We start from the raw sequence: 21835 nt of genomic DNA, 5'->3' as shown, positions 1-21835 counted from the left end.
CGTGCCGCGGACGTCGGCGTGCGGACGGTGCGGCGCCTCCCCGACCCCCTTCAGTCGGTCTCCCGGTAGGCGGCGGCCTCCTCCAGGTCGAGCCGGCGGAGCAGGGTGCGCATCATCTCGTCGTCGATCCGACGGGCGTCGCGCAGCTGGACGAAGACCTCGCGCTCGGCCTCGATCATCTCCCGCGCGAGGCGCCGGTAGGTGTCGTCCGCGGTCTCGCCGGTGGCCTCGTTGACCGCGCCGAGGCGTTCCCAGACGGCGTTGCGGCGTCGCTCCAGCACCGTGCGCAAGCGTTCGGCGAGGGGCTGCGGCAGGGCGTTGCGCCCGTCGGCCAGGAGCGCGTCGAGGCGTTCCTCGGCGGCCCGCGAGGCCTCGCTCTGCGCCTGGGCCTCGGCCAGGGTCTCGGCGTACCGGTCGCGTCCGGGGAGCCCGAGGACCCGGATGAGCGGCGGCAGGCTGAGGCCCTGGACGACGAGGGTGCCGATCACCGTGGTGAAGGTGAGGAAGAGGACGAGGTTCCGGGCCGGAAACTCCTCGCCGTCGGCGACCACGGGGATGGAGAAGGCGATGGCGAGGGAGACCACTCCGCGCATGCCGGCCCAGCCGACGATCAGCGGGGTCCTCCAGTCCACGCCCGGTTCGCGTTCCCGGACGCGGGCGGAGAAGCGGCGCGGCAGGAAGGTGGCGGGGTAGACCCAGAGGAAGCGGACGAGGACCACGGCGACGAAGACCCCGACCGCGTACCAGGCCGCCTCCGCCATGCCGTACCGGCCGAGGCCCTGGACGACGTAGGGGAGCTGGAGGCCGATCAGGGCGAAGACGGCGGACTCCAGGACGAAGGCGACCATCTTCCAGACGGCTTCCTCCTGGAGCCGGGTCGCGAAGTCGACCTGCCAGGCGCGGTGGCCGAGGAAGAGGCCGACCACGACGACGGCGAGGACCCCCGAGGCGCCGAGCTCCTCGGCAGCCGCGTAGGCGGCGAAGGGGATGAGGAGCGAGAGGGTGTTCTGCAGCAGGGCCTCGCGCAGGTGCCGGCGCAGCCAGTGGAGGGGGACCATCAGGACCAGGCCGACCCCGACGCCGCCGATCGCCGCGAGTGCGAACTCTCCGATGCCGCCGGCCCAGCTCACCCCCTCGCCGACGGCGGCGGCGAGGGCCACCTTGTAGGCGGTGATCGCGGTGGCGTCGTTGACGAGGGACTCGCCCTGGAGGATGGTCGTGATCCGGTTCGGCAGCCCGAGCTTGCGGGCGATGGCGGTGGCCGCGACCGCGTCCGGCGGGGCGACCACGGCACCGAGCACGAGGGCTGCGGTGAGCGGCAGGTCCGGGACGAGGAGGTGCGCGAGCCAGCCCACGGCGACGGTGGCGAAGAGGACGTACCCGACGGAGAGCAACGCGATGGGCCTGACGTTGGCCCGCAGGTCGAGGTAGGAGGAGTCGATGGCGGCCGTGTAGAGGAGCGGGGGCAGGATCAGCGGCAGCACGACGTGCGGATCGAGGGTGTAGTCCGGCACTCCCGGGACGTACGAGGCGGCGAGTCCGGCGGCGACCAGGAGCAGCGGGGCGGGCACCGGGGTCCTGCGGGCGAGGCCCGCCACGGCGGCGCTCGCCGCCACCAGCCCCACCAACTGCAGTGCGTCCATGATCCCGACCCCGTCCCGTGCCGCAACGTAACCTGGTCATCTTGACGCCCTCCCCCCTGAAGGGGGGAATTCCCACGGCTCGCGCCGCGGGACTTCCCGGTTCCTTGCCGACCGTCCATCCGGAGGACCCCCGTTGAGGCCTTGCACCGGCTCCACAGACCGACACCGCGCGTCCGGGGGCCGGCAGTGCCTCCCCCGCGCCCGCGTCCCGGTCCCGGGGCGCACCGCGGGCGCACCTCCGGGTGCGGACGGCGAGCGGCACCCGCGTCCCGCAGGGTGCCGCGGAGGGGGCACGGCCCGCGGGGGGAGCCACCGGTTGCGCTTCCCCCCTCGCCCCGAGGGACGGAACATCCACGGAGGGATCCGATGAGCGAGTGCCTGCACCTTGCCGAAATGCCGCGTCCCGAACCGGCTCCGCTGGCCGACACCTGCCCCGAGTGCCTGGCGGACGGCACGCACCCGGTCCAGCTGCGGCTCTGCTTGAGCTGCGGGCACGTGGGCTGCTGCGACTCCTCCGCGGGACGGCACGCGACGGGGCACTTCTCCGCCACCGGACACCCCGTGATGCGCACCTTCGAGCCGGGCGAGACCTGGCGTTGGTGCTTCGTCGACGGTTCGATCGTCTGACGGCTGGGTACGTCACCCCTCCGCGGGTCTCCGCGGCTGCCGGGGCGGGGGAAACCCGGTGGGCCCCGGGGCTCACGGCGACACGGCAGGACGGATCGCGATAGCGTCACGGCGGACCGCGCAGACCCCCCTGCGCACCGCCCCGGTTCGGGGGCCTCTCCTCCGAGCCCCGAATGAGTTTGTGCCACCTTGGAGGTGAGGGTGTCCCAGATCGCAGGCGAGCCCGGGACCCAGGACTTCGTGGAAGTCCGGCTGCCCGCTGCGGGTGCCTATCTGTCCGTGCTGCGTACGGCCACGGCCGGCCTCGCGGCGCGCTTGGACTTCACCCTCGACGAGATCGAGGACTTGCGGATCGCGGTCGACGAGGCCTGCGCCATCCTGCTCCAGCAGGCCGTACCGGGGTCCGTCCTCAGCTGTGTCTTCCGGCTGGTCGACGACTCGCTCGACGTGACGGTCTCCGCCCCGACGACGGACGGCAGGGCCCCCGAGCGGGACACCTTCGCCTGGACGGTGCTGTCGGCGCTGGCCGGGAAGGTGGAGTCGTCGGTGTCCGATGACCGTACGGTGTCGATCAGCCTGTACAAACAGCGCGGCGCGGGGCCAGGCCCGGCGTGAGGAGCGGGGACGCGACGGCCGGCATCCCTGAGCAGCAGGCGCGGCCGAACAGGGTCGCTACGGAGCAGGCGGACCAGATGAGCGAGCACGAACAGCAACCCGAGGTTCCCGAGGTCCCGGGAGCCGCGGAGCAGCCCGCGGGTTCCTCCGCGGCTCCCGGGGCGCTGCCCCCGAGCGAGGCCCCGGCCCCCGGGGCGGCGGAGAAGGCCGGGGAGGGCGAGGGCCCCGGGCTCCGTGCCGTCCCCGACCCGCACGACCGGAGCGGTGCCCGCGCCCTCTTCGTCGAACTGCGCGGCCTGCCGGAGGGCTCCCCCGAGAAGGCGGAGCTCCGCAACCAGTTGGTGCGGATGCACCTGCCGCTGGTGGAACACCTGGCCCGGCGCTTCCGCAACCGCGGCGAGCCGCTGGACGACCTGACGCAGGTGGCGACGATCGGCCTGATCAAGTCGGTCGACCGCTTCGACCCGGAGCGGGGGGTGGAGTTCTCCACGTACGCCACTCCCACGGTCGTCGGCGAGATCAAGCGCCACTTCCGCGACAAGGGCTGGGCGGTGCGGGTGCCGCGCCGGCTCCAGGAGCTGCGGCTCTCGCTGACCACGGCGACGGCGGAGTTGTCCCAGCAGCACGGCCGCTCACCGACCGTGCACGAGCTCGCGGAGCGGCTCGGGATCTCCGAGGAGGAGGTCCTGGAGGGCTTGGAGTCGGCGAACGCCTACTCGACGCTCTCGCTGGACGTCCCCGACACCGACGACGAGTCTCCGGCGGTGGCGGACACGCTGGGCGCGGAGGACGAGGCCCTGGAGGGGGTCGAGTACCGCGAGTCGCTCAAGCCGCTTCTGGAGGACCTGCCGCCCCGGGAGAAGCGGATCCTGCTGCTGCGCTTCTTCGGGAACATGACGCAGTCGCAGATCGCACAGGAGGTGGGCATCTCGCAGATGCACGTCTCCCGGCTGCTCGCCCGGACGCTCGCCCAGTTGCGGGAGAAGCTCCTGGTGGAGGAGTAGGGCCCGTCAGGCTTCCTGACCGGGGCGCCGGATGCCGAGCGCCTCGGTCGTGGCGGGGCTCACCAGGAGGACGAGCCCGGTGACGGCGAGCACCGCCAGGACGACGCCGACCGGGATCAACGCGCTGTTCGCCTGGAGCATCTGCCAGGCGACCGGCAGCGCCAGGATCTGGGTGATGACGGCCGGCCCCCGGCTCCAGGAGCGGCGCGTCCACAGGCCACGTGCCGCGGCGAGCGGGATCAGACCGAGCGCGAGGAGCGTCACCGCACCGATCACGGCGCCGGTGAGGTCCTCGGGCGTCCCGGTGAGGCTGTTCACCAGCATGTACGCGCCTCCGGCGAGGAGCCCGAGGGCCTCGATGCCGGCGACGACCGCCGCGGCGGCGAGACGGGTGGGCCGGGGGGTCTGCTCCGCGCTGCTCATAGAGGGCAGGGTAACCGGGGCACCCGGTGGGTCCGGCCGGCCGGGGCGGGCCGAGACGCCGTGGACGGGGGCCGGGGGGCTGGACTGGGCCCAGTACCGTCGGGTAGGTACGCTGGCGGTCATGCGTGCACTTCTCGTGGTCAACCCGGCAGCCACCACCACCAGTGCCCGCACCCGTGACGTGCTCATCCACGCGTTGGCGAGCGAGATGAAGCTGGAGGCCGTCACCACCGAGTACCGGGGGCACGCGCGCGACCTGGGTCGACGGGCCGCCGATGCCGGGAACATCGACCTGGTCGTGGCGCTCGGCGGGGACGGCACGGTCAACGAGGTCGTCAACGGCCTGCTGCACGCCGGCCCCGACCCGGACCGGCTGCCGGGGCTCGCCGTGGTTCCCGGCGGTTCCACCAATGTCTTCGCCCGCGCCCTGGGCCTGCCGAACGACGCCGTCGAGGCCACCGGCGCACTGCTGGACGCCCTGCGTGAGCGGCGGACACGGACGGTGAGCCTCGGGCTCGCGTCCGGGACGCCGGGCACCGAGGACGAGGGCGTGCCGGAGCGCTGGTTCACCTTCTGCGCCGGGCTCGGCTTCGACGCCAGCGTGATCGGTCGGGTCGAGCAGCAGCGGGAGCGCGGGAAGAGGTCCACGCACGCCCTCTATCTGCGCCAGGTGGTGCGCCAGTTCCTGGGGGAGTCGCACCGCAGACACGGCACGATCACCTTGGAACGAGCCGGTGCGGAGCCGGTCGAGGACCTGGTCCTCTCCATAATCTGCAACACGTCCCCCTGGACCTACCTGGGAAATCGCCCGGTGTACGCGTCCCCGGAGGCGTCCTTCGAGACCGCGCTCGACGTGCTCGGGCTGCACCGCCTGTCCGCCCCCGCGGTGGCTCGTTACGGCACCCAGCTGCTCACCTCGTCCCCGGAACGGGGGCCGCGCGGCAAGCACGCGGTGTCCTTGCACGACCTGACCGACTTCACCTTGCATTCGAAGGTCCCCCTCCCCCTGCAGATGGACGGAGACCACCTGGGACTGCGTACGAGCGTGACGTTCACAGGCGTTCGCCGTGCACTGCGTGTGATTGTGTGAGTGGAAGGGCCTAAAGTCCTTTCACTCGAACGTTTAGACGTGCATCCACCCCTAAGAAGTACGGCTGTGACCTAGCCGACACCGAGGAATCAAAAAAAACTTTCCGGAAGGGGTTGTATCCGTTGCCGAGGTTTGCGAATCTCTTCTTGGCGATCGGGACGGCCCGCAAGACCGGCCTCCACTGAAAGCCAGAACCCCTCCTCAGTGACAAGGACCACGTCAGTTCATCTGACGGCCGGCCCTTCCCTTGCGGGGGGATTCGTGAAAGCGTTCACATTCACAAGCAACTCGCATGTAATACCAAGAGAGGTAGCAGCCATGGACTGGCGTCACAACGCCGTTTGTCGTGAGGAAGACCCCGAGCTGTTCTTCCCCATCGGCAACACCGGTCCTGCGCTGCTGCAGATCGAGGAAGCCAAGGCCGTCTGCCGCCGCTGCCCCGTCATGGAGCAGTGCCTGCAGTGGGCGCTCGAGTCCGGCCAGGACTCCGGCGTCTGGGGTGGCCTCAGCGAGGACGAGCGCCGCGCGATGAAGCGCCGTGCCGCCCGCAACCGGGCGCGCAACGCCAGCGCCTGAGCCACCTGTGACAGCCTGGGGCACGCGGCGCGCACACCGTGTGCGCAATCACCGCCCTTGAGCCGCAGCGCGCAGCAATAACCCACAGCATTCGAGCCCCGGACCGAGTCCCTTCGGTCCGGGGCTCGCTGCTGTACAGCCCGGTGGACGGGATCACTTCTGCGGTCGTACGGGGATGTCGAGGACGACCTTCGTACCGCGCTCGGCCCCCGGCAGCATGTCGAAGGAACCGCCCAACTCCCCTTCCACCAGGGTCCGTACGATCTGAAGACCGAGGTTCCCGGCCCGTTGCGGGTCGAAGCCCTCGGGCAGCCCCCGGCCGTCGTCCTGGATCGTGATCAGGAGCCGGGCGTCGGCCCGGGTCTCCCCGCGGACGGCGCCGACTTCCACCGTGCCCAGTTCGCCCGGCGCAAAGGCGTGTTCCAGGGCGTTCTGCAGGATCTCGGTGAGGACCATCGAGAGCGGAGTGGCGACCTCGGCGTCGAGGATGCCGAAGCGGCCGTTGCGCCGACAGGTGACCTTGCCCGGCGAGATCTCGGCGACCATCGCGATGACCCGGTCGGCGATCTCGTCGAACTCCACGCGCTCGTCCAGGTTTTGGGAGAGCGTCTCATGGACGATGGCGATCGAACCGACCCGCCGCACGGCCTCGTTGAGGGCCTCGCGGCCGCGATCGGAGTCCATCCGGCGCGCTTGGAGGCGGAGCAGGGCGGCCACCGTCTGGAGGTTGTTCTTCACCCGGTGGTGGATCTCCCGGATGGTGGCGTCCTTGGTGATCAACTCACGTTCGCGGCGGCGCAGTTCGGTGACGTCACGGAGCAGCACCAGCGAACCGATCCGGGTCCCCTTGGGCTTGAGCGGAATCGCCCTCAACTGGATCACCCCACCGTTCCCCTCGACCTCGAACTCGCGCGGCGCATAGCCGGACGCCAGCTTGACCAGGGCCTCGTCCACCGGACCGCGGGAGGGAGCGAGTTCGGCGGTGATCTGACCGAGGTGCTGGCCGACCAAGTCGGCGGCGAGGCCGAGCCGGTGGTAGGCGGAGAGGGCGTTGGGCGAGGCGTACTGGACGATGCCCTCGGCGTCCAGCCGGACCAAGCCGTCGCCGGCGCGGGGCGAGGAGTCCATGTCGACCTGCTCGCCGGAGAAGGGGAACGTTCCTGCCGCGATCATCTGGGCGAGGTCCGAGGCGGACTGGAGGTAGGTGAGTTCCAGCCGGGAGGGGGTGCGGACGGTCAGCAGATTGGTGTTGCGGGCGATGACCCCGAGGACCCGACCCTCCCTGCGCACCGGGATGGACTCCACGCGCACCGGGACCTCCTCGCGCCACTCCGGGTCGCCCTCCCGGACGATCCGGCCTTCGTCGAGGGCCGCGTCGAGCAGCGGGCGACGACCGCGCGGCACCAGGTGGCCGACCATGTCGTCCTGGTAGGAGGTGGGCCCGGTGTTGGGGCGCATCTGGGCGACGGAGACGTACCGGGTGCCGTCGAGGGTGGGGACCCAGAGGACGAGGTCGGCGAAGGAGAGGTCGGAGAGCAGTTGCCACTCCGACACCAGCAGGTGGAGCCACTCGAGGTCGGAGTCGCTCAGGGCGGTGTGCTGGCGGACGAGGTCGTTCATGGAGGGCACGTGTGCGAGCGTACCCGCGGAATTACGAGGCGGTGAACCTGGATCTCCGGGGCCGCGTGTTGGAGGATGGGCCCGGAAGGACCGCGTTCCCATGGATGGACAGACAAGAATGGTCTAGTCCACAATGAATGCAACCGAGCCTCCGTCCTCCCCGCACAGGAGGATGGACGAGGTACCCGGCGCTCTCTGCCCTGACTGCGCCGAGGCCTCCCACACGGCCGAGGGACCGCACACCCCCGGCCGAGCAACTCCGGGCTGCGGTGCCCGGCGGGCTGAGGGTCCCGCCAGGCGCCGCGGCCCGCGGGTTTTTCCGGGACCTCCCCGCCCCTCCGCACTCCTCCCCGTCCCTCCCCCTTCGACCACCGGGGGCCGGTCCGACCCGAGCGCGCCACACGCCCGCCCGACCGCGACCCCGGGGTCGCATCCGAGTGGCTGGAGCGACAAGGGCGCCCGACGATGAGGGAGGTGCCGTCCGCAGGCCGGAACGACATGGGGAGAAGGGCCCTCCTCTGCTAGATTTGGACCTAGATTGGTCTATACCACACGGTCCTTCACCAGCCCCTCACCAGATCGGCAGGCACAGCGTGGAAGTTGTCATCGTCAAGGACGCCAAGGCGGGCGGCGAGCTCATCGCGGACGGCATCGCCGACCTCCTGCGCCGCAAGCCCGACGCGCTGCTCGGCGTGGCCACGGGATCGACCCCGATCCCGATCTACGACGCCCTCGTCGCCCGGGTCTCCGCCGGCGCCGTGGACGCCTCCCGGGCCCGGATCGCCCAGCTGGACGAGTACGTCGGCCTGCCCGCGGGTCACCCGGAGTCGTACCGCTCCACCGTGCTCCGCCAGGTCGTCGAGCCGCTCGGGCTCTCCCCCGAGGCCTTCATGGGTCCCGACGGCTCCGCCGAGGACGTCCAGGCGGCCTGCGAGGCCTACGACGCGGCCCTGACCGAAGCCGGCGGCGTGGACCTGCAGATCCTCGGCATCGGCACCGACGGGCACATCGGCTTCAACGAGCCGTGCTCCTCGCTCGCCTCCCGCACCCGCATCAAGACGCTGACCGAGCAGACCCGCGTGGACAACGCCCGCTTCTTCGACGACGACATCGAGCAGGTGCCGCACCACGTCATCACCCAGGGCATCGGCACCATCCTGGAAGCCCGCCACCTGGTGCTGCTCGCCACCGGCGAGGGCAAGGCCGAGGCCGTGGCGCAGACCGTCGAGGGCCCCGTGGCCGCGCTCGTGCCGGCCTCCGCGCTCCAGTTGCACCCGCACGCCACGGTCGTCGTCGACGAGGCCGCCGCGTCCAAGCTGAAGCTCGCGGACTACTTCCGCCACACCTACGCGAACAAGCCCTCTTGGCAGGGCATCTGATCCGAGCGCACGCACGAGGGGCCAGGCACCTGGACCAGGTGCCGGGCCCCTCGTCGTCGACCTCAGGCCATGGTGCCGACCACGGCCTCGGCGGCGGCGCGCCCGCAGACCCGGGCGGCGCCGTGCGTGGCGATGTGCAGCGCTCCCCTGGGCTCCGCCTCGTTGAGCCCCATCTCGACCACGACGGTGTCGGGGCGGGCCGCGAGGAGGCCGTCCAGCGCCGCGATCATCCACGGGTGCCGATGGGCGTCCCGTACGACCGCCACGATCCGCCGCTCGCCCGCAGCAGCCAGGACCGCGTCCACGGAGGGCTCGCCGTAGGAGCCGGTGGCGGTGCCGGGGAGCAGGCGCTCCAGCTCGGCCGCGATGCCCCAGGGGGTCTCGTCGCCGACCGCGAAGTTCGCGACCGGGGTGAAGGAGGCCACGTAGGGAGCGCTGGTCACCGGCGCGTACGGCTGCTTCCCGGGGGTCACCCGGAGGGCCCGGCGGGCCGCGACGAGTCCGATGTCGGCGCCGGGCGCGGTCCCCTCCTGCACTGCCGCGCCCGGCACCGACACTGCCCCCCTCGCCCGGTGCGCCTGGGTCCAGGTCGCCAGGGCGCGCACGCGCGCCGCGGCGTCGGCCAGCCGCTCTTCGGGCAGTTCACCGGTCCGTACCGCATTGACGAGCGCGTCGCGCAGTTGCAGCACGGTGTCCTCGTCGCACAGCCCACCGCCGACGCAGATGGCGTCGGCGCCCGCGGCGATCGCGAGGACGGATCCGCGCTCGATGCCGTACGTCGCCGAGACGGCCTGCATCTCCACTCCGTCGGTGACGATCAGCCCCTCGAAGCCCAGCTCCTGGCGCAGCAGACCGGTGAGGATCTGCGGGCTCAGGGTGGCCGGGCGGTGCGGGTCGAGCGCGGAGAGCAGGATATGCGCACTCATGACCGCTTTGGTACCCGCGGCGACGGCCGCGCGGAAAGGTACCAGCTCACGGGCGTGCAGTGTGGCGAGGTCCACATCGATCCGGGGCAGTGCATTGTGCGAATCGACGTTGGTGTCGCCGTGTCCGGGGAAGTGCTTCGTGCAGGCCGCGACCCCGACGCCCTGGAGGCCGTCGACGTACGCCACGGTGTGCCGGGCGACCAGGTCCGGGTCCGCCCCGAAGGAGCGGACGCCGATGACCGGGTTCTCGGCGTCGGAATTGACGTCGGCCGAGGGCGCCCAGTTCAGGTCGACGCCGCACTCCACGAGTCGGCGGCCGAGCTCGCGGGCCACCGCGCGGGTGAGCTCGACGTCGTCGACGCTGCCGAGAGCGTAGCTGCCGGGGAAGGAGGAGCCCTGCTTGACCTCCAGGCGGGTGACGTCCCCGCCCTCCTCGTCGATGGCGACGAGGACGTCGTCCCGCTCGGCCCGCAGCTGCGCGGTGAGTGCGGTGAGCTGGGCGGGGTCGACGATGTTCCGGCCGAACAGGCCGACCGAGGAGAGGCCCTCACCGATGCGGCGGAGCAGCCAGTCGGGGGCGGTGGTGCCGACGAATCCGGGCTGGAGGACCGTGAGCGCGTCACGGGTCAGGGTGTCCGAGCCGTGTACCAGAGTGGTCATGGGGTGCCGTTATCCCTTCACCGCGCCGGCGGTCATGCCGCCGACGGCCTTGCGCTGGAGGAAGAGGAAGACAATGAGCACGGGAAGTGCGAAGAGCGTGGAGGCCGCCATGGTGGCGCCCCAGTCGTTGCCGAACGCGGTCTGGAACTGGGTCAGCCAGAGCGTCAGCGTCTGCGACTCCTTGTCCTTGTTCAGCATGAGGATCATGGCGAACTCGTTCCAGGCGGTGATGAAGCCGAAGAGCGAGGTCGACATCAGGCCGGGCGCGAGCAGCGGGAAGATCACCTTGCGGAAGGCCTGGCCCCGGGTGCAGCCGTCGATCTGTGCGGCCTCCTCCAGCTCGACCGGGACGGCGGCGATGAAGCCGCGCAGGGTCCAGATCGTGAAGGGGAGGACCATCACGAAGTAGATGAGCGTGAGCATCGGGATGCTGTTCAGCAGGTCGTTCTCACGGGAGATCATGTACATCGCGATGACCATGACCTCCCAGGGGGCCATCTGCGCCATCATCACGATGAGGACGATGCCCTTGCGGCCCTTGAACTTCATGCGGGCGATCGCGAAGCTCGCGGCCAGGGCGACCACGAGGGCCAGCAGGACGGCACCGACGGTCACCATGAGGCTGTTGCCGACGTACGTCCAGAACAGGTCGACGCCGGTGGCCGTCGTGTAGTTCTCGAACGTCGGGGTGAAGACGAAGACGGGGTCCTTGGTGAGGATCTCGTGCTGCGGCTTCAGCGAGGACGAGAACATCCAGTAGACGGGGAAGACGAACACGACCGCGAGCACGAGGGCGCTGAGGTTCTTGGCGACCGCGGCGACCGTGAGCGGCTTCCTGGTGCGCAGCTTCTGCGGGGTGTCGGTGGTGGTGGCGCTCACAGCTCCTCCTCCTGCTTCAGGATCAGGCGGAAGTAGAAGGACATGACCGCGACGAGCATCACGATCGTCAGGATGGAGATGGCAGCGGCGACACCGTAGTGGAACTGGCCGACGCCCTCGATGTAGGCGTAGACCGGGAGGGTCTCGGAACCGCGGTCGGGGCCGCCCTGGTTCATGGCGTAGACCTGGGCGAACGCCTTGAAGATCCAGATGATCTCCAGGAACGTGGTGATCATGAAGAAGGACTTCAGGTTCGGGAAGACCACGGCCCAGAAGGTCCGCCAGCCGCTCGCACCGTCCATCTTGGCGGCCTCGTACAGCTCGGACCCGATGGTGGTCAGACCGGCGTACATGTTGAGGGCCACGAACGGGACGGAGCCCCAGACGAGCAGGAGCAGGATGATGACCAGGGCGGAGAAGCCGGTCTCGAACCAGTTGTGCTGCTCGTAGCCGGAGAAGCCCAGTGTGCGCATCAGCCAGTTGGCGACGCCGAACTGCTCGTCGAAGAGCCAGCGGAAGACGGTGACGGAGGCGACGATCGGCATGGCCCAGGCGAACATCAGGGCCAGCGAGAGGACCAGTCGCATCTTCTTGCCGAGGCGGTTCAGCAGCAGGCCGATGCCCGTGCCGATCGCCATGATGAGGACGACGTTGACGGCGGTGAAGACGACGCTCCGGACGGCGACGGTCCAGAAGTGCGAGTCGCCGAGGAGCTTGGTGTAGTTGTCGAAGCCGGTCCAGACCGTCTCGCGGGTGATGAATTCCTTCCGGTTGAGCTCTTGGAAGGAGAGGATCACATTGCGGATCAGCGGGTAGAGCAGCAGCACCGCCATGGACAGCAGGGCCGGCGCGACGAGCAGGTACGGCAGCAGCCCGCCGGGCAGGGAGCGTCTGCCGCGTGGAGGCTGAAGGACTTCCTTCGGGCCCGGAGAAGGTGGCGGAGTCTGAGACTTCCCTGCCGCCCTCCCGGGCGCGTCCTGGGGACCGGCGGTCGCCGTCCCCTGGGAGTCCACGGTCATGGTCTTATTCCTCGCGGTTCTGGGGCTCCCGCGCCCACCGGGGCACGGCCCGGGGGAGCGGGCCGCTGATCACTGCATCGCTGCAAAGCGCCGGTGGTGCGACCGGTGCGACACCGGCCGCACCACCGGGCTACGGGTTACTGCTGGTTGATGCGCTCGTTGATGACCTTGTCGGCGGCCTCGGCGGCGGCCTTGGCGTCCTCGCCCTTCAGGACCTTGGTCATGTAGTCCTTGATCGGGTTCGGGGCGGTCTCGACGTTGGCCCAGCCCGGGGTCACCGGGGTGATCTTGCCGGCACCGGCGGCGGCGGCCATGGCCTCGGCGAAGGAGCCGGCGGCCGGCTTGAACTGCGCGGCGTCGTTGTTCGGAAGCAGCGCGCCCTCGGTGGCGGCGGCGTACTTCGTCATGTACTCCTGGCCGGCGGCGAGGGCCAGCCACTCCTTCGCGAGGTCCTTGTTCTGGGAGCGCTCGGCGATGGCGAGGTTCGAGCCGCCGAAGAAGACGGAGCCCGGCTTGTCGGCGGTCTTGCCCGGGATCGGGAAGTAACCGAAGTCGGCGGTCTTGCCGGCCTTCTTCATGGCGTCGATCGCGCCGCCGGCCTCCCAGCCGAGACCGATCCAGGACGACACGCCGCCCTTGGGGACGATGTCGGTGGACTGCTGCGGGGTGGCCTCGTCCTTGTCCTTGGGAGCGGTGGAGTAGGACGCCAGCTCCTTGTAGAAGTTCATGGCGTTGACGGCCTCGGGGGAGGACAGGTTGCCCTTCCACTTGTCGCCGTCCTTGACCGCGAGGTCGCTGCCCTCGTCCCAGATGAGACCGGCGAGGACGTACCAGCTCTGGCCGGGCAGGTAGATCGCCTGCGACTTCGGGTCGGAAGCCTTGAGCTTCTTCAGGCCGTCGATCCACTCGGCGCGGGTCTTCGGCGGGGTGACACCGGCCTTCGCGAAGGCGGCCTTGTCGTAGACGACGACGCGGCTGGCGGCGTACCACGGGGCGGAGTAGAGCTTGCCGTCCAGCTCGCTGGAGGAGAGCATGCCCTTGTTCCAGCCGTCGTAGCCCAGCTTGGCCTTGTCGGCGGTCAGGTCGGCGAGGCCGCCCGTGACGGCGTAACCCGCGGTCTGCGTGTTGCCGAGCTCCAGGACGTCCGGCGGGGTGTCCTCGGAGAGGGCGGTGGTGATCTTCTCCTGGATGCCGTTCCAGATCTGCTTCTCGACCTTGACCTTGACGCCCGGGTGCTTGGCCTCGAAGGCCTTGTTCACCTCGTCCATCCACGCGTCCGGCGCGGAACCGTCCATGACCCAGACGGTCAGGGTCTTGTCGCCGCCGGCCGTCGCCTTGCCGCCGTCCTTGCCGCTGTCGGTGTCCGAACCACACGCAGCAATGGAGACCATCATGCCCGCGACGCCGATCGCCGCGATGAGCTTGCGCTTCACGCCACCCTCCTCAGGGATGCCTGCAACCCCTGCCCACCGCGCGAAGACATACGTCAGGTAGTGCTCGTGGGGCTGGGACCTGGTCTTTAATGGTTTAGACCAGTACCCGGAGCTTGGCCTAGACCTTTAGGGGTGTCAAGGGTGTATAAGAAGGGCAGTCGCGTCCGTTATCGGACCGACACCTGAGGGAGGGCGACGACCCGTGACCGGTCCGTGCCACCATGTGAGCCGCGACAGACGGAGGAGCCGGTGACGGCAGCAGCACAGGAGTCGGGAAGGCAGGCCATGGCCACGGACGCGGGCAGTACGGAGACAGACAGCGGGACACCGACCCGTACCGCACGCGTACCCAAGTACTACCGACTGAAGCGGCACCTGCTCGACATGACGGAGACCCTGCCGCCCGGCACGCCGGTCCCGCCCGAGCGGACGCTCGCCGCAGAGTTCGACACCTCGCGCACGACCGTGCGCCAGGCCCTCCAGGAGCTGGTCGTCGAGGGCCGCCTGGAGCGCATCCAGGGCAAGGGCACGTTCGTGGCCAAGCCCAAGGTCTCGCAGGCCCTGCAACTCACCTCGTACACGGAGGACATGCGGGCCCAGGGCCTGGAACCCACCTCGCAGCTGCTCGACATCGGCTACGTCACGGCCGACGACACCCTCGCCGGGCTGCTCGACATCTCGACCGGCGGACGGGTGCTCCGCATCGAGCGCCTGCGGCTCGCGAGCGGCGAACCGATGGCGATCGAGACCACCCACCTGTCGGCCAAGCGCTTCCCCGCGCTGCGCCGCTCGCTGGTGAAGTACACCTCGCTGTACACGGCGCTCGCCGAGGTCTACGACGTGCGCCTCGCCGAAGCCGAGGAGACCATCGAGACCTCCCTCGCCACCCCGCGCGAGGCCGGCCTGCTCGGCACGGACGTGGGCCTGCCGATGCTGATGCTCTCGCGCCACTCGCTGGACGCCCAGGGCGAACCGGTGGAGTGGGTGCGGTCGGTCTACCGGGGCGACCGGTACAAGTTCGTGGCGCGCCTCCAGCGCCCCCACGACTGAGACCCCCGTACGGGAAGGCCCGCACGCCCCCCGTACGACACGGACGGCCGCACCCCGGCGGGGGGTGCGGCCGTTCGGCGTCCTCGGGGACGGCGGCATGCCCGCCGGGGACCCCACGGAGAGGTGACGGGCCCCGGCACCTTTCGCCTGGCCGGAACGTGACGCCTCCCCTACTCCCCCGGCGACGCCCGGCTCCCCGAGACGATGGGCGCGGGCGAGCCGCTCGACCCACTCACCCCGGAAGGCCGGGTAAAGATCCGGTCGATCTACCAGAAGGGCTTCCGCAACGGCCCGCCGACCGTCGCACACCTGCGCCGGCAGTGCGCACTCGGCCATGAACTCTCTTTACAGGAAGAGAAGTTGCTCGTGCCCCTCACCATCGGTTGCACGGACGACATAGCGGCACGGCGGCTCCGGATCTCGCTGCGGACCGTCCTGCGGATGAGCTCGGAGCCGATGAACCGACGCGGCGCGCGCAGTCGGTTCGAGGCGGGCGGTCGGGCGGTGAAGGAAGGACGGCCCCAGGGCCGTACGAGCGAACTCCCCGAAGAATAACCGTCGTTATGTGGCCAGGGGTTCCCAGCGGCAGAGCCCGTCCCCTAGATTTCCCCAGCATTATCCGGGTGATCAGCGAGGGGACGGCGTCGCCATGCCAGAAGCGTCAGACGTGACACAAGGGAAACAACCGACCATCACCCCCCTGCGGGTGGTGATCGCGCTCTGCCTGTTCGCCCCGTTCGTGGCCATGCTCTGGGTGAGCTCCTACGCGAAGACCGAACCGGTCCTCGCCGGCATCCCGTTCTTCTACTGGTACCAGATGCTCTGGGTGTTGATCGGCACGGCCCTCACCATGGTCGCGTACAGGCTGTGGCAGCGGGACCAGCGCGCCCGCAAGGGGGGTGACGCACGATGAACGACGGCGTGAACGGCGTGGCGCTCGGCGTCTTCGTCTTCTTCTTCCTGGCCGTCACGGTCATGGGATTCCTCGCCTCCAAGTGGCGCAAGGCCGAGAACGAACACAGCCTCGACGAATGGGGACTGGGCGGAAGGTCGTTCGGCACCTGGGTGACCTGGTTCCTGCTCGGCGGAGACCTCTACACGGCGTACACCTTCGTCGCCGTCCCCGCTGCCATCTACGCGGCGGGCGCGGCCGGCTTCTTCGCCGTCCCGTACACGATCCTGGTGTACCCGCTGATCTTCACCTTCCTGCCGCGCCTCTGGTCGGTCTCGCACAAGCACGGTTACGTCACCACCTCCGACTTCGTCCGCGGGCGCTTCGACTCCAGGGGCCTGTCCCTCGCCGTCGCGGTCACCGGCATCCTCGCCACCATGCCGTACATCGCGCTCCAGCTCGTCGGCATCCAGGCCGTCCTGGACGTGATGGGCGTCGGCGGAGGCGAGAACACCAACTGGTTCGTCAAGGACCTGCCGCTGCTCATCGCCTTCGGCGTCCTCGCGGCCTACACGTACTCCTCGGGCCTGCGCGCCCCCGCACTGATCGCCTTCGTCAAGGACACCCTGATCTACCTCGTCATCGCGGTGGCGATCATCTACATCCCGATCAAGCTGGGTGGCTTCGACGAGATCTTCGCCGCGGCGAGCGACAAGTTCACCTCGACCGGCAAGGGTGCGCTCGTCCCCGGAGAGGCGGGTCAGTGGACGTACGCGACGCTCGCGTTCGGTTCGGCGCTCGCGCTCTTCATGTACCCGCACTCCATCACGGCGACCCTGTCCTCCCGGAGCCGTGAGGTCATCCGCCGCAACACCACCATCTTGCCACTGTACTCGCTGATGCTGGGCCTGCTGGCGCTGCTCGGCTTCATGGCGATCGCCGCCGGGGTCACGGTCAAGAACGGCCAGCTCGCCATCCCGCAGCTCTTCGAGAACATGTTCCCGGCCTGGTTCGCGGGCGTCGCGTTCGCCGCGATCGGCATCGGCGCGCTCGTGCCGGCCGCCATCATGTCCATCGCCGCGGCCAACCTCTTCACCCGGAACATCTACAAGGACTTCATCCGGAGGGACGCCACCCCGGCCCAGGAGACCAAGGTCTCCAAGATCGTCTCGCTGCTGGTGAAGGTCGGCGCCCTGGTCTTCGTCCTCACCATGGACAAGACGGTCGCCATCAACTTCCAGCTGCTCGGCGGCATCTGGATCCTCCAGACCTTCCCGGCACTCGTCGGCGGCCTGTTCACCCGCTGGTTCCACCGCTGGGCGCTGCTCTCCGGTTGGGCCGTCGGCATGATCTACGGCACGGCCGCCGCGTACGGAGTGGCCAGCCCCACGCAGAAGCACTTCGGCGGCTCGGCCGCCGAGATCCCGGGGATCGGAGAGATCGGCTACATCGGCCTCACCGCCTTCGTGCTCAACGTCGTCGTCACCCTCGTCATGACCTTCGTGCTCAAGGCCCTCAAGGCCCCCGAGGGCGTCGACCAGACCTCCCCGGAGGACTACACGGCGGACGCGGGCGACGCGGGCGTCCGCACCGAACTCCCCACGGTCGGCGCCGGATCGCACTGACCGCGGAGAACGCGCCGGAAGGGGCCCGGGACCTCCGCCAGGAGGGCCCGGGCCCCCGAACGTTCCGGCGGGGCAGACTGGCCGCATGGACTTTGCGATCAGGGCCGTGCGGCCCGAGGAGTACGAGGAGCTCGGCGACCTCACCGGGCTGACCTATCTGAACGACGGCCTCCTGCTGCACGGCGAGGACGACTTCTACCTGGACGTGCTGCGGGACACGGCCCGACGGGCCCGCGAGAGCGACGTGCTCGTCGCCGTCGACGCGGAGGACGGCATCATCGGCGGCGTGACCTTCGCCCGCGGCGGCACCACCTGGGCGGACATCGCCGTCCCCGGCGAGGCCGAGTTCCGGATGCTCGTCGTCGCACCGGATGCCCGCGGCAGGGGCGTCGGGGAGGCCCTGGTGCGGGCCTGCGTCGACCGCGCCCGGGCCCTGCCCGGATGTGCCCGCCTGGTGCTCTCCACGAGCCCCCTGATGGCCCCGGCGCACCGGATCTACGAGCGGCTCGGCTTCGTCCGCACCCCGGAACGGGACTGGGAACCGGTCCCCGACCACTCGCTCAGGACCTACTCCTTGGAACTGTGACCACAAGCGGCGACACAACATGTGGGGGGTGCTCGAAGGGGCGCCCCCCACATGTATGCTCATCCTCGCTGTCGACGCAGGGAAATCCGGCGCGAATCCGGAACTGTCCCGCAACGGTGTGCTTCGCACGGTTTCGTCCGGAGCGAGTCCGATGACCTGCCGACGGTGCGCCCGGTCCGTCCGTTCCGGGTGCCACAGACGTCCGGGCCTCGCGGAGTGGGCCGGTGGACGCGGCGCACCCGCACGCACGGGCGCCCGCCTGCCCGCCTCCCCGCCCTGGCCCCGAGCCGAGCGAGGGAGAGCCCCCACGTGACCATCGCGCCCGCCGATCCGGCCGCAGCGATCGAGAGCGACGGACCCGGGACCGTACTCCTGCGGACCCTGACCGATCTCACTGCCGACCTCCCGGACACCGACCCCGGCAAGGTCGCCGCCGCCGCCCTCCGCGGTCGCAGCGCCACGTCGGACGAGGCGGAGCTGCGCGAGTTGGCCACCGAGGCCGCCGCCGGGCTCATCGCCGAGGACCCCGCCTACTCCCGGCTCGCCGCCCGGCTCCTCACCATCACCATCGCCGACGAGGCGGCCGGCCAGGGCGCCGTCTCCTTCTCCTCCTCCGTCGCCGTCGGCCACCGCGAAGGACTGATCGCCGACCGCACCGCCGACTTCGTGGCGCTGCACGCGGCCCGTCTCGACGCGACGATCGACCGTGCGGCCGACGACCGCTTCGGCTACTTCGGCCTGCGCACCCTCTACTCGCGCTACCTGCTGCGCCACCCGATCACCCGCAAGGTGATCGAGACCCCGCAGCACTTCATGCTGCGCGTCGCCTGCGGCCTGGCCGAAGACGGAGCGGCCCTGGCGGAGCGAGGAGAGGACCCGGTCCGCGCGCTCGACGAAGTCACCGCGCTGTACGGCCTGATGAGCCGTCTGGACTACCTGCCGTCCTCCCCCACGCTCTTCAACTCCGGCACCCGCCACCCGCAGATGTCCTCCTGCTACCTGCTGGACTCCCCGCAGGACGAGCTGGACTCCATCTACGACCGCTACCACCAGGTCGCGCGCCTCTCGAAGCACGCCGGCGGCATCGGCCTCTCGTACTCCCGCATCCGCGCCCGCGGTTCGCTGATCCGCGGCACCAACGGCCACTCCAACGGCATCGTGCCGTTCCTGAAGACGCTCGACGCCTCCGTCGCCGCCGTGAACCAGGGCGGCCGTCGCAAGGGCGCCGCCGCCGTCTACCTGGAGACCTGGCACGCGGACGTCGAGGAGTTCCTGGAGCTCCGCGACAACACCGGCGAGGACCAGCGCCGCACCCACAACCTCAACCTGGCGCACTGGATCCCGGACGAGTTCATGCGCCGGGTCAACGCCGACGCCGACTGGTCGCTGTTCTCCCCGGCGGACGTGCCCGAGCTGGTCGACCTGTACGGCGAGGAGTTCGACGCCGCGTACCGCAAGGCCGAGGCCGCGGGCCTGGCCCGCAAGACCATGCCGGCCCGCGACCTGTACGGCCGGATGATGCGGACCCTCGCACAGACCGGCAACGGCTGGATGACCTTCAAGGACGCCTCCAACCGGACCGCGAACCAGACCGCGGAGCCCGGCACGGTCGTCCACTCCTCGAACCTCTGTACGGAGATCATCGAGGTCACCAATGACGGCGAGACCGCGGTCTGCAACCTCGGCTCGATCAACCTGGGCGCCTTCGTCGTCCCGGGGGCCAACGGCGGGGACATCGACTGGGACCGTCTCGACGCGACCGTCCGCACCGCCGTCACCTTCCTCGACCGGGTCGTCGACATCAACTTCTACCCGACCGAGCAGGCCGGCCGCTCCAACGCCCGCTGGCGTCCCGTCGGCCTGGGCGCGATGGGCCTCCAGGACGTCTTCTTCCAGCTGAAGCTGCCGTTCGACTCGGCCGGCGCGCGCGCCCTCTCCACCCGGATCGCCGAGCGGATCATGCTGGCCGCGTACGAGGCCTCCGCCGACCTCGCCGAGCGCAGCGGCCCGCTCCCCGCCTGGGAGCAGACCCGCACCGCCCGTGGTGTGCTGCACCCGGACCACTACGACGTGGAGCTCAACTGGCCCGAGCGCTGGGCCGCCCTGCGCGAGCGGATCGCCGCCGTCGGGATGCGCAACAGCCTGCTGCTCGCCATCGCGCCGACCGCGACGATCGCCTCGATCGCCGGCGTGTACGAGTGCATCGAGCCCCAGGTCTCCAACCTGTTCAAGCGCGAGACGCTGTCCGGCGAGTTCCTCCAGGTCAACTCCTACCTCGTCGAGGAGCTGAAGAAGCTCGGCGTGTGGGACGCGCAGACCCGCGAGGCGCTCCGCGAGTCCAACGGCTCGGTCGCCGGCTTCACCTGGGTCCCCGCCGAGGTGCGCGAGCTGTACCGCACCGCCTGGGAGATCCCGCAGCGCGGCCTGATCGACATGGCCGCCGACCGGACCCCGTTCCTGGACCAGTCGCAGTCGCTGAACCTGTTCATGGAGACCCCGACCATCGGCAAGCTGTCGTCGATGTACGCGTACGCCTGGAAGCAGGGCCTGAAGACCACGTACTACCTGCGCTCCCGTCCGGCGACCCGGATCGCCCGCGCCGCCCAGGCCGCCGCCCCGATCCCCGTCCAGCAGGCGGCGCCCGACGCGGACGCCATCGCCTGCTCCCTGGAAAACCCCGAGTCCTGCGAGGCCTGCCAGTAATGTCCCGTAACGCCAACCTGCTCGACCCGGGCTTCGAGCTGACCCTCCGTCCGATGCGCTACCCGGACTTCTACGAGCGCTACCGGGACGCCATCAAGAACACCTGGACCGTGGAGGAGGTCGACCTCCACTCGGACGTCGCCGACCTCGCCAAGCTCACCCCCGGTGAGCAGCACATGATCGGCCGCCTGGTCGCCTTCTTCGCGACGGGCGACTCGATCGTGGCGAACAACCTGGTCCTGACGCTGTACAAGCACATCAACTCCCCGGAGGCGCGCCTGTACCTGTCGCGCCAGCTGTTCGAGGAGGCCGTGCACGTCCAGTTCTACCTGACGCTGCTCGACACCTACCTGCCCGATCCCGAGGACCGCGCGGCGGCCTTCGCGGCGGTCGAGAACATCCCCTCCATCCGCGAGAAGGCACAGTTCTGCTTCCGGTGGATGGACTCGGTCGAGAAGATCGAGCAGCTGGAGACCGCGGCCGACCGCCGCCGCTTCCTGCTCAACCTGATCTGCTTCGCCGCCTGCATCGAGGGCCTGTTCTTCTACGGCGCCTTCGCGTACGTGTACTGGTTCCGGTCCCGGGGCCTGCTGCACGGCCTGGCGACCGGCACCAACTGGGTGTTCCGCGACGAGACGATGCACATGAACTTCGCCTTCGAGGTCGTGGACACCGTCCGCAAGGAGGAGCCGGAGCTCTTCGACGACGCACTCCAGCAGCAGGTCACCGACATGCTGAAGGAGGCCGTCGAGGCGGAGCTGCAGTTCGGCCGCGACCTGTGCGGCGAGGGCCTGCCCGGCATGAACACCGAGTCGATGCGCGAGTACCTCCAGTGCGTCGCCGACCAGCGCCTCCAGCGCCTGGGCTTCGCCCCGGTGTACGGCTCGGAGAACCCGTTCTCGTTCATGGAGCTCCAGGGCGTCCAGGAGCTGACCAACTTCTTCGAGCGCCGCCCGTCCGCCTACCAGGTGGCGGTCGAGGGTTCGGTCGACCTCGACGAGGACTTCTAGGGTTCGCGGACCTCGCCACGGGGGCCGGTGCGGCCCGTGGCAGTGGAGAGGGCCCCGCTCGTGCACGAGCGGGGC

At 70.1% G+C, this 21835-nt stretch carries 20 protein-coding genes and 1 riboswitch; of the genes, 13 read left to right on the top strand and 7 right to left on the bottom strand.

All coding sequences use genetic code 11. The annotated features are described in order from the left end of the window. Window positions 1-50 precede the first annotated feature (50 nt). The gene (locus tag ACFW2Y_RS13200) at window positions 51-1643 is read right to left on the bottom strand and encodes a Na+/H+ antiporter (RefSeq protein WP_384877264.1); all 1593 of its coding nucleotides are present in this window, start codon (window positions 1641-1643) and stop codon (window positions 51-53) included. A 366-nt stretch (window positions 1644-2009) separates the two neighbouring features. Here ACFW2Y_RS13200 and ACFW2Y_RS13195 point away from each other — a divergent pair, with 366 nt between their 5' ends. The 3 genes from ACFW2Y_RS13195 (at window position 2010) to ACFW2Y_RS13185 (ending at window position 3889) form a co-directional block, all read left to right on the top strand. Then, window positions 2010-2270, top strand: a complete 261-nt coding sequence (locus tag ACFW2Y_RS13195; protein ID WP_384877262.1) for a UBP-type zinc finger domain-containing protein — start codon at window positions 2010-2012, stop codon at window positions 2268-2270. A gap of 201 nt (window positions 2271-2471) precedes the next feature. Continuing rightward, the gene (locus tag ACFW2Y_RS13190; protein WP_384877261.1) at window positions 2472-2885 is read left to right on the top strand and encodes an anti-sigma regulatory factor; all 414 of its coding nucleotides are present in this window, start codon (window positions 2472-2474) and stop codon (window positions 2883-2885) included. 77 nt (window positions 2886-2962) lie between these two features. Further along, window positions 2963-3889 (top strand): RNA polymerase sigma factor SigF, encoded by a 927-nt coding sequence (locus tag ACFW2Y_RS13185; protein ID WP_384877259.1) that lies wholly within the window; start codon window positions 2963-2965, stop codon window positions 3887-3889. A gap of 6 nt (window positions 3890-3895) precedes the next feature. On the opposite strand, the gene ACFW2Y_RS13180 is transcribed toward ACFW2Y_RS13185, so the two are convergent. After that, the gene (locus tag ACFW2Y_RS13180) at window positions 3896-4312 is read right to left on the bottom strand and encodes a hypothetical protein (protein WP_384877257.1); all 417 of its coding nucleotides are present in this window, start codon (window positions 4310-4312) and stop codon (window positions 3896-3898) included. Between the two features lie 121 nt (window positions 4313-4433). On the opposite strand from ACFW2Y_RS13180, the gene ACFW2Y_RS13175 reads away from it, so the two are divergent. Beyond that, entirely contained in the window at window positions 4434-5402 is a 969-nt protein-coding gene (locus ACFW2Y_RS13175) for a diacylglycerol/lipid kinase family protein (protein ID WP_384877255.1), read from the top strand. Between the two features lie 318 nt (window positions 5403-5720). After that, window positions 5721-5978, top strand: a complete 258-nt coding sequence (locus ACFW2Y_RS13170; RefSeq protein WP_003953983.1) for a WhiB family transcriptional regulator — start codon at window positions 5721-5723, stop codon at window positions 5976-5978. A 153-nt stretch (window positions 5979-6131) separates the two neighbouring features. Here ACFW2Y_RS13170 and ACFW2Y_RS13165 read toward each other — a convergent pair whose 3' ends face one another. Continuing rightward, window positions 6132-7598 carry a PAS domain-containing sensor histidine kinase gene (locus tag ACFW2Y_RS13165; RefSeq protein ID WP_384877322.1) on the bottom strand — a complete coding sequence of 489 codons (1467 nt, stop codon included), beginning with the start codon at window positions 7596-7598 and terminating at the stop codon, window positions 6132-6134. 593 nt (window positions 7599-8191) lie between these two features. Between ACFW2Y_RS13165 and nagB the strand changes: the two genes are divergently transcribed. After that, window positions 8192-8977 carry a glucosamine-6-phosphate deaminase gene (nagB, locus tag ACFW2Y_RS13160; RefSeq protein WP_384877253.1) on the top strand — a complete coding sequence of 262 codons (786 nt, stop codon included), beginning with the start codon at window positions 8192-8194 and terminating at the stop codon, window positions 8975-8977. Between the two features lie 62 nt (window positions 8978-9039). Here the strand turns inward: nagB and ACFW2Y_RS13155 are convergent, their stop codons facing one another. From ACFW2Y_RS13155 to ACFW2Y_RS13140, 4 genes are all read right to left on the bottom strand, one after another. Further along, on the bottom strand, window positions 9040-10563 hold the full coding sequence (locus ACFW2Y_RS13155; RefSeq protein WP_384877251.1) for a glycoside hydrolase family 3 protein: 1524 nt from the start codon (window positions 10561-10563) through the stop codon (window positions 9040-9042). Window positions 10564-10572: 9 nt separating this feature from the next. Next, window positions 10573-11409, bottom strand: a complete 837-nt coding sequence (locus tag ACFW2Y_RS13150) for a carbohydrate ABC transporter permease (RefSeq protein WP_384877320.1) — start codon at window positions 11407-11409, stop codon at window positions 10573-10575. Window positions 11410-11438: 29 nt separating this feature from the next. After that, complete coding sequence (locus tag ACFW2Y_RS13145; RefSeq protein ID WP_384877249.1) at window positions 11439-12461, bottom strand: carbohydrate ABC transporter permease; 1023 nt, start codon at window positions 12459-12461, stop codon at window positions 11439-11441. Between the two features lie 137 nt (window positions 12462-12598). Beyond that, on the bottom strand, window positions 12599-13894 hold the full coding sequence (locus tag ACFW2Y_RS13140; protein ID WP_384877248.1) for an extracellular solute-binding protein: 1296 nt from the start codon (window positions 13892-13894) through the stop codon (window positions 12599-12601). Window positions 13895-14179: 285 nt separating this feature from the next. Here ACFW2Y_RS13140 and ACFW2Y_RS13135 point away from each other — a divergent pair, with 285 nt between their 5' ends. The 7 genes from ACFW2Y_RS13135 (at window position 14180) to ACFW2Y_RS13105 (ending at window position 21760) form a co-directional block, all read left to right on the top strand. Beyond that, window positions 14180-14944 (top strand): GntR family transcriptional regulator, encoded by a 765-nt coding sequence (locus ACFW2Y_RS13135; RefSeq protein ID WP_384877318.1) that lies wholly within the window; start codon window positions 14180-14182, stop codon window positions 14942-14944. Between the two features lie 204 nt (window positions 14945-15148). Further along, window positions 15149-15499 (top strand): hypothetical protein, encoded by a 351-nt coding sequence (locus ACFW2Y_RS13130; protein WP_384877246.1) that lies wholly within the window; start codon window positions 15149-15151, stop codon window positions 15497-15499. A gap of 94 nt (window positions 15500-15593) precedes the next feature. Continuing rightward, complete coding sequence (locus tag ACFW2Y_RS13125; RefSeq protein WP_384877244.1) at window positions 15594-15857, top strand: DUF3311 domain-containing protein; 264 nt, start codon at window positions 15594-15596, stop codon at window positions 15855-15857. Then, window positions 15854-17461: a monocarboxylate uptake permease MctP gene (mctP, locus tag ACFW2Y_RS13120; protein ID WP_384877243.1), complete on the top strand. Its 1608-nt coding sequence runs from the start codon at window positions 15854-15856 to the stop codon at window positions 17459-17461. Before ACFW2Y_RS13125 ends, mctP begins: the two co-directional genes overlap by 4 nt. Before the next feature lie 85 nt (window positions 17462-17546). After that, window positions 17547-18047: a GNAT family N-acetyltransferase gene (locus tag ACFW2Y_RS13115; RefSeq protein ID WP_384877241.1), complete on the top strand. Its 501-nt coding sequence runs from the start codon at window positions 17547-17549 to the stop codon at window positions 18045-18047. 78 nt (window positions 18048-18125) lie between these two features. Further along, window positions 18126-18205: riboswitch (cobalamin riboswitch) on the top strand. 151 nt (window positions 18206-18356) lie between these two features. Beyond that, on the top strand, window positions 18357-20750 hold the full coding sequence (locus tag ACFW2Y_RS13110) for a ribonucleoside-diphosphate reductase subunit alpha (RefSeq protein ID WP_384877239.1): 2394 nt from the start codon (window positions 18357-18359) through the stop codon (window positions 20748-20750). Beyond that, window positions 20750-21760 (top strand): ribonucleotide-diphosphate reductase subunit beta, encoded by a 1011-nt coding sequence (locus ACFW2Y_RS13105; RefSeq protein ID WP_384877238.1) that lies wholly within the window; start codon window positions 20750-20752, stop codon window positions 21758-21760. The genes ACFW2Y_RS13110 and ACFW2Y_RS13105 overlap by 1 nt, the downstream gene beginning before the upstream one ends. Window positions 21761-21835: the final 75 nt, after the last annotated feature.

This window comes from Streptomyces sp. NPDC058877 (assembly GCF_042742855.1).
Taxonomy (GTDB): Bacteria; Actinomycetota; Actinomycetes; order Streptomycetales; family Streptomycetaceae; genus Streptomyces.
Note: the sequence above shows the minus strand (reverse complement) of the source record. Positions and strands in the feature narration are given on the sequence as shown.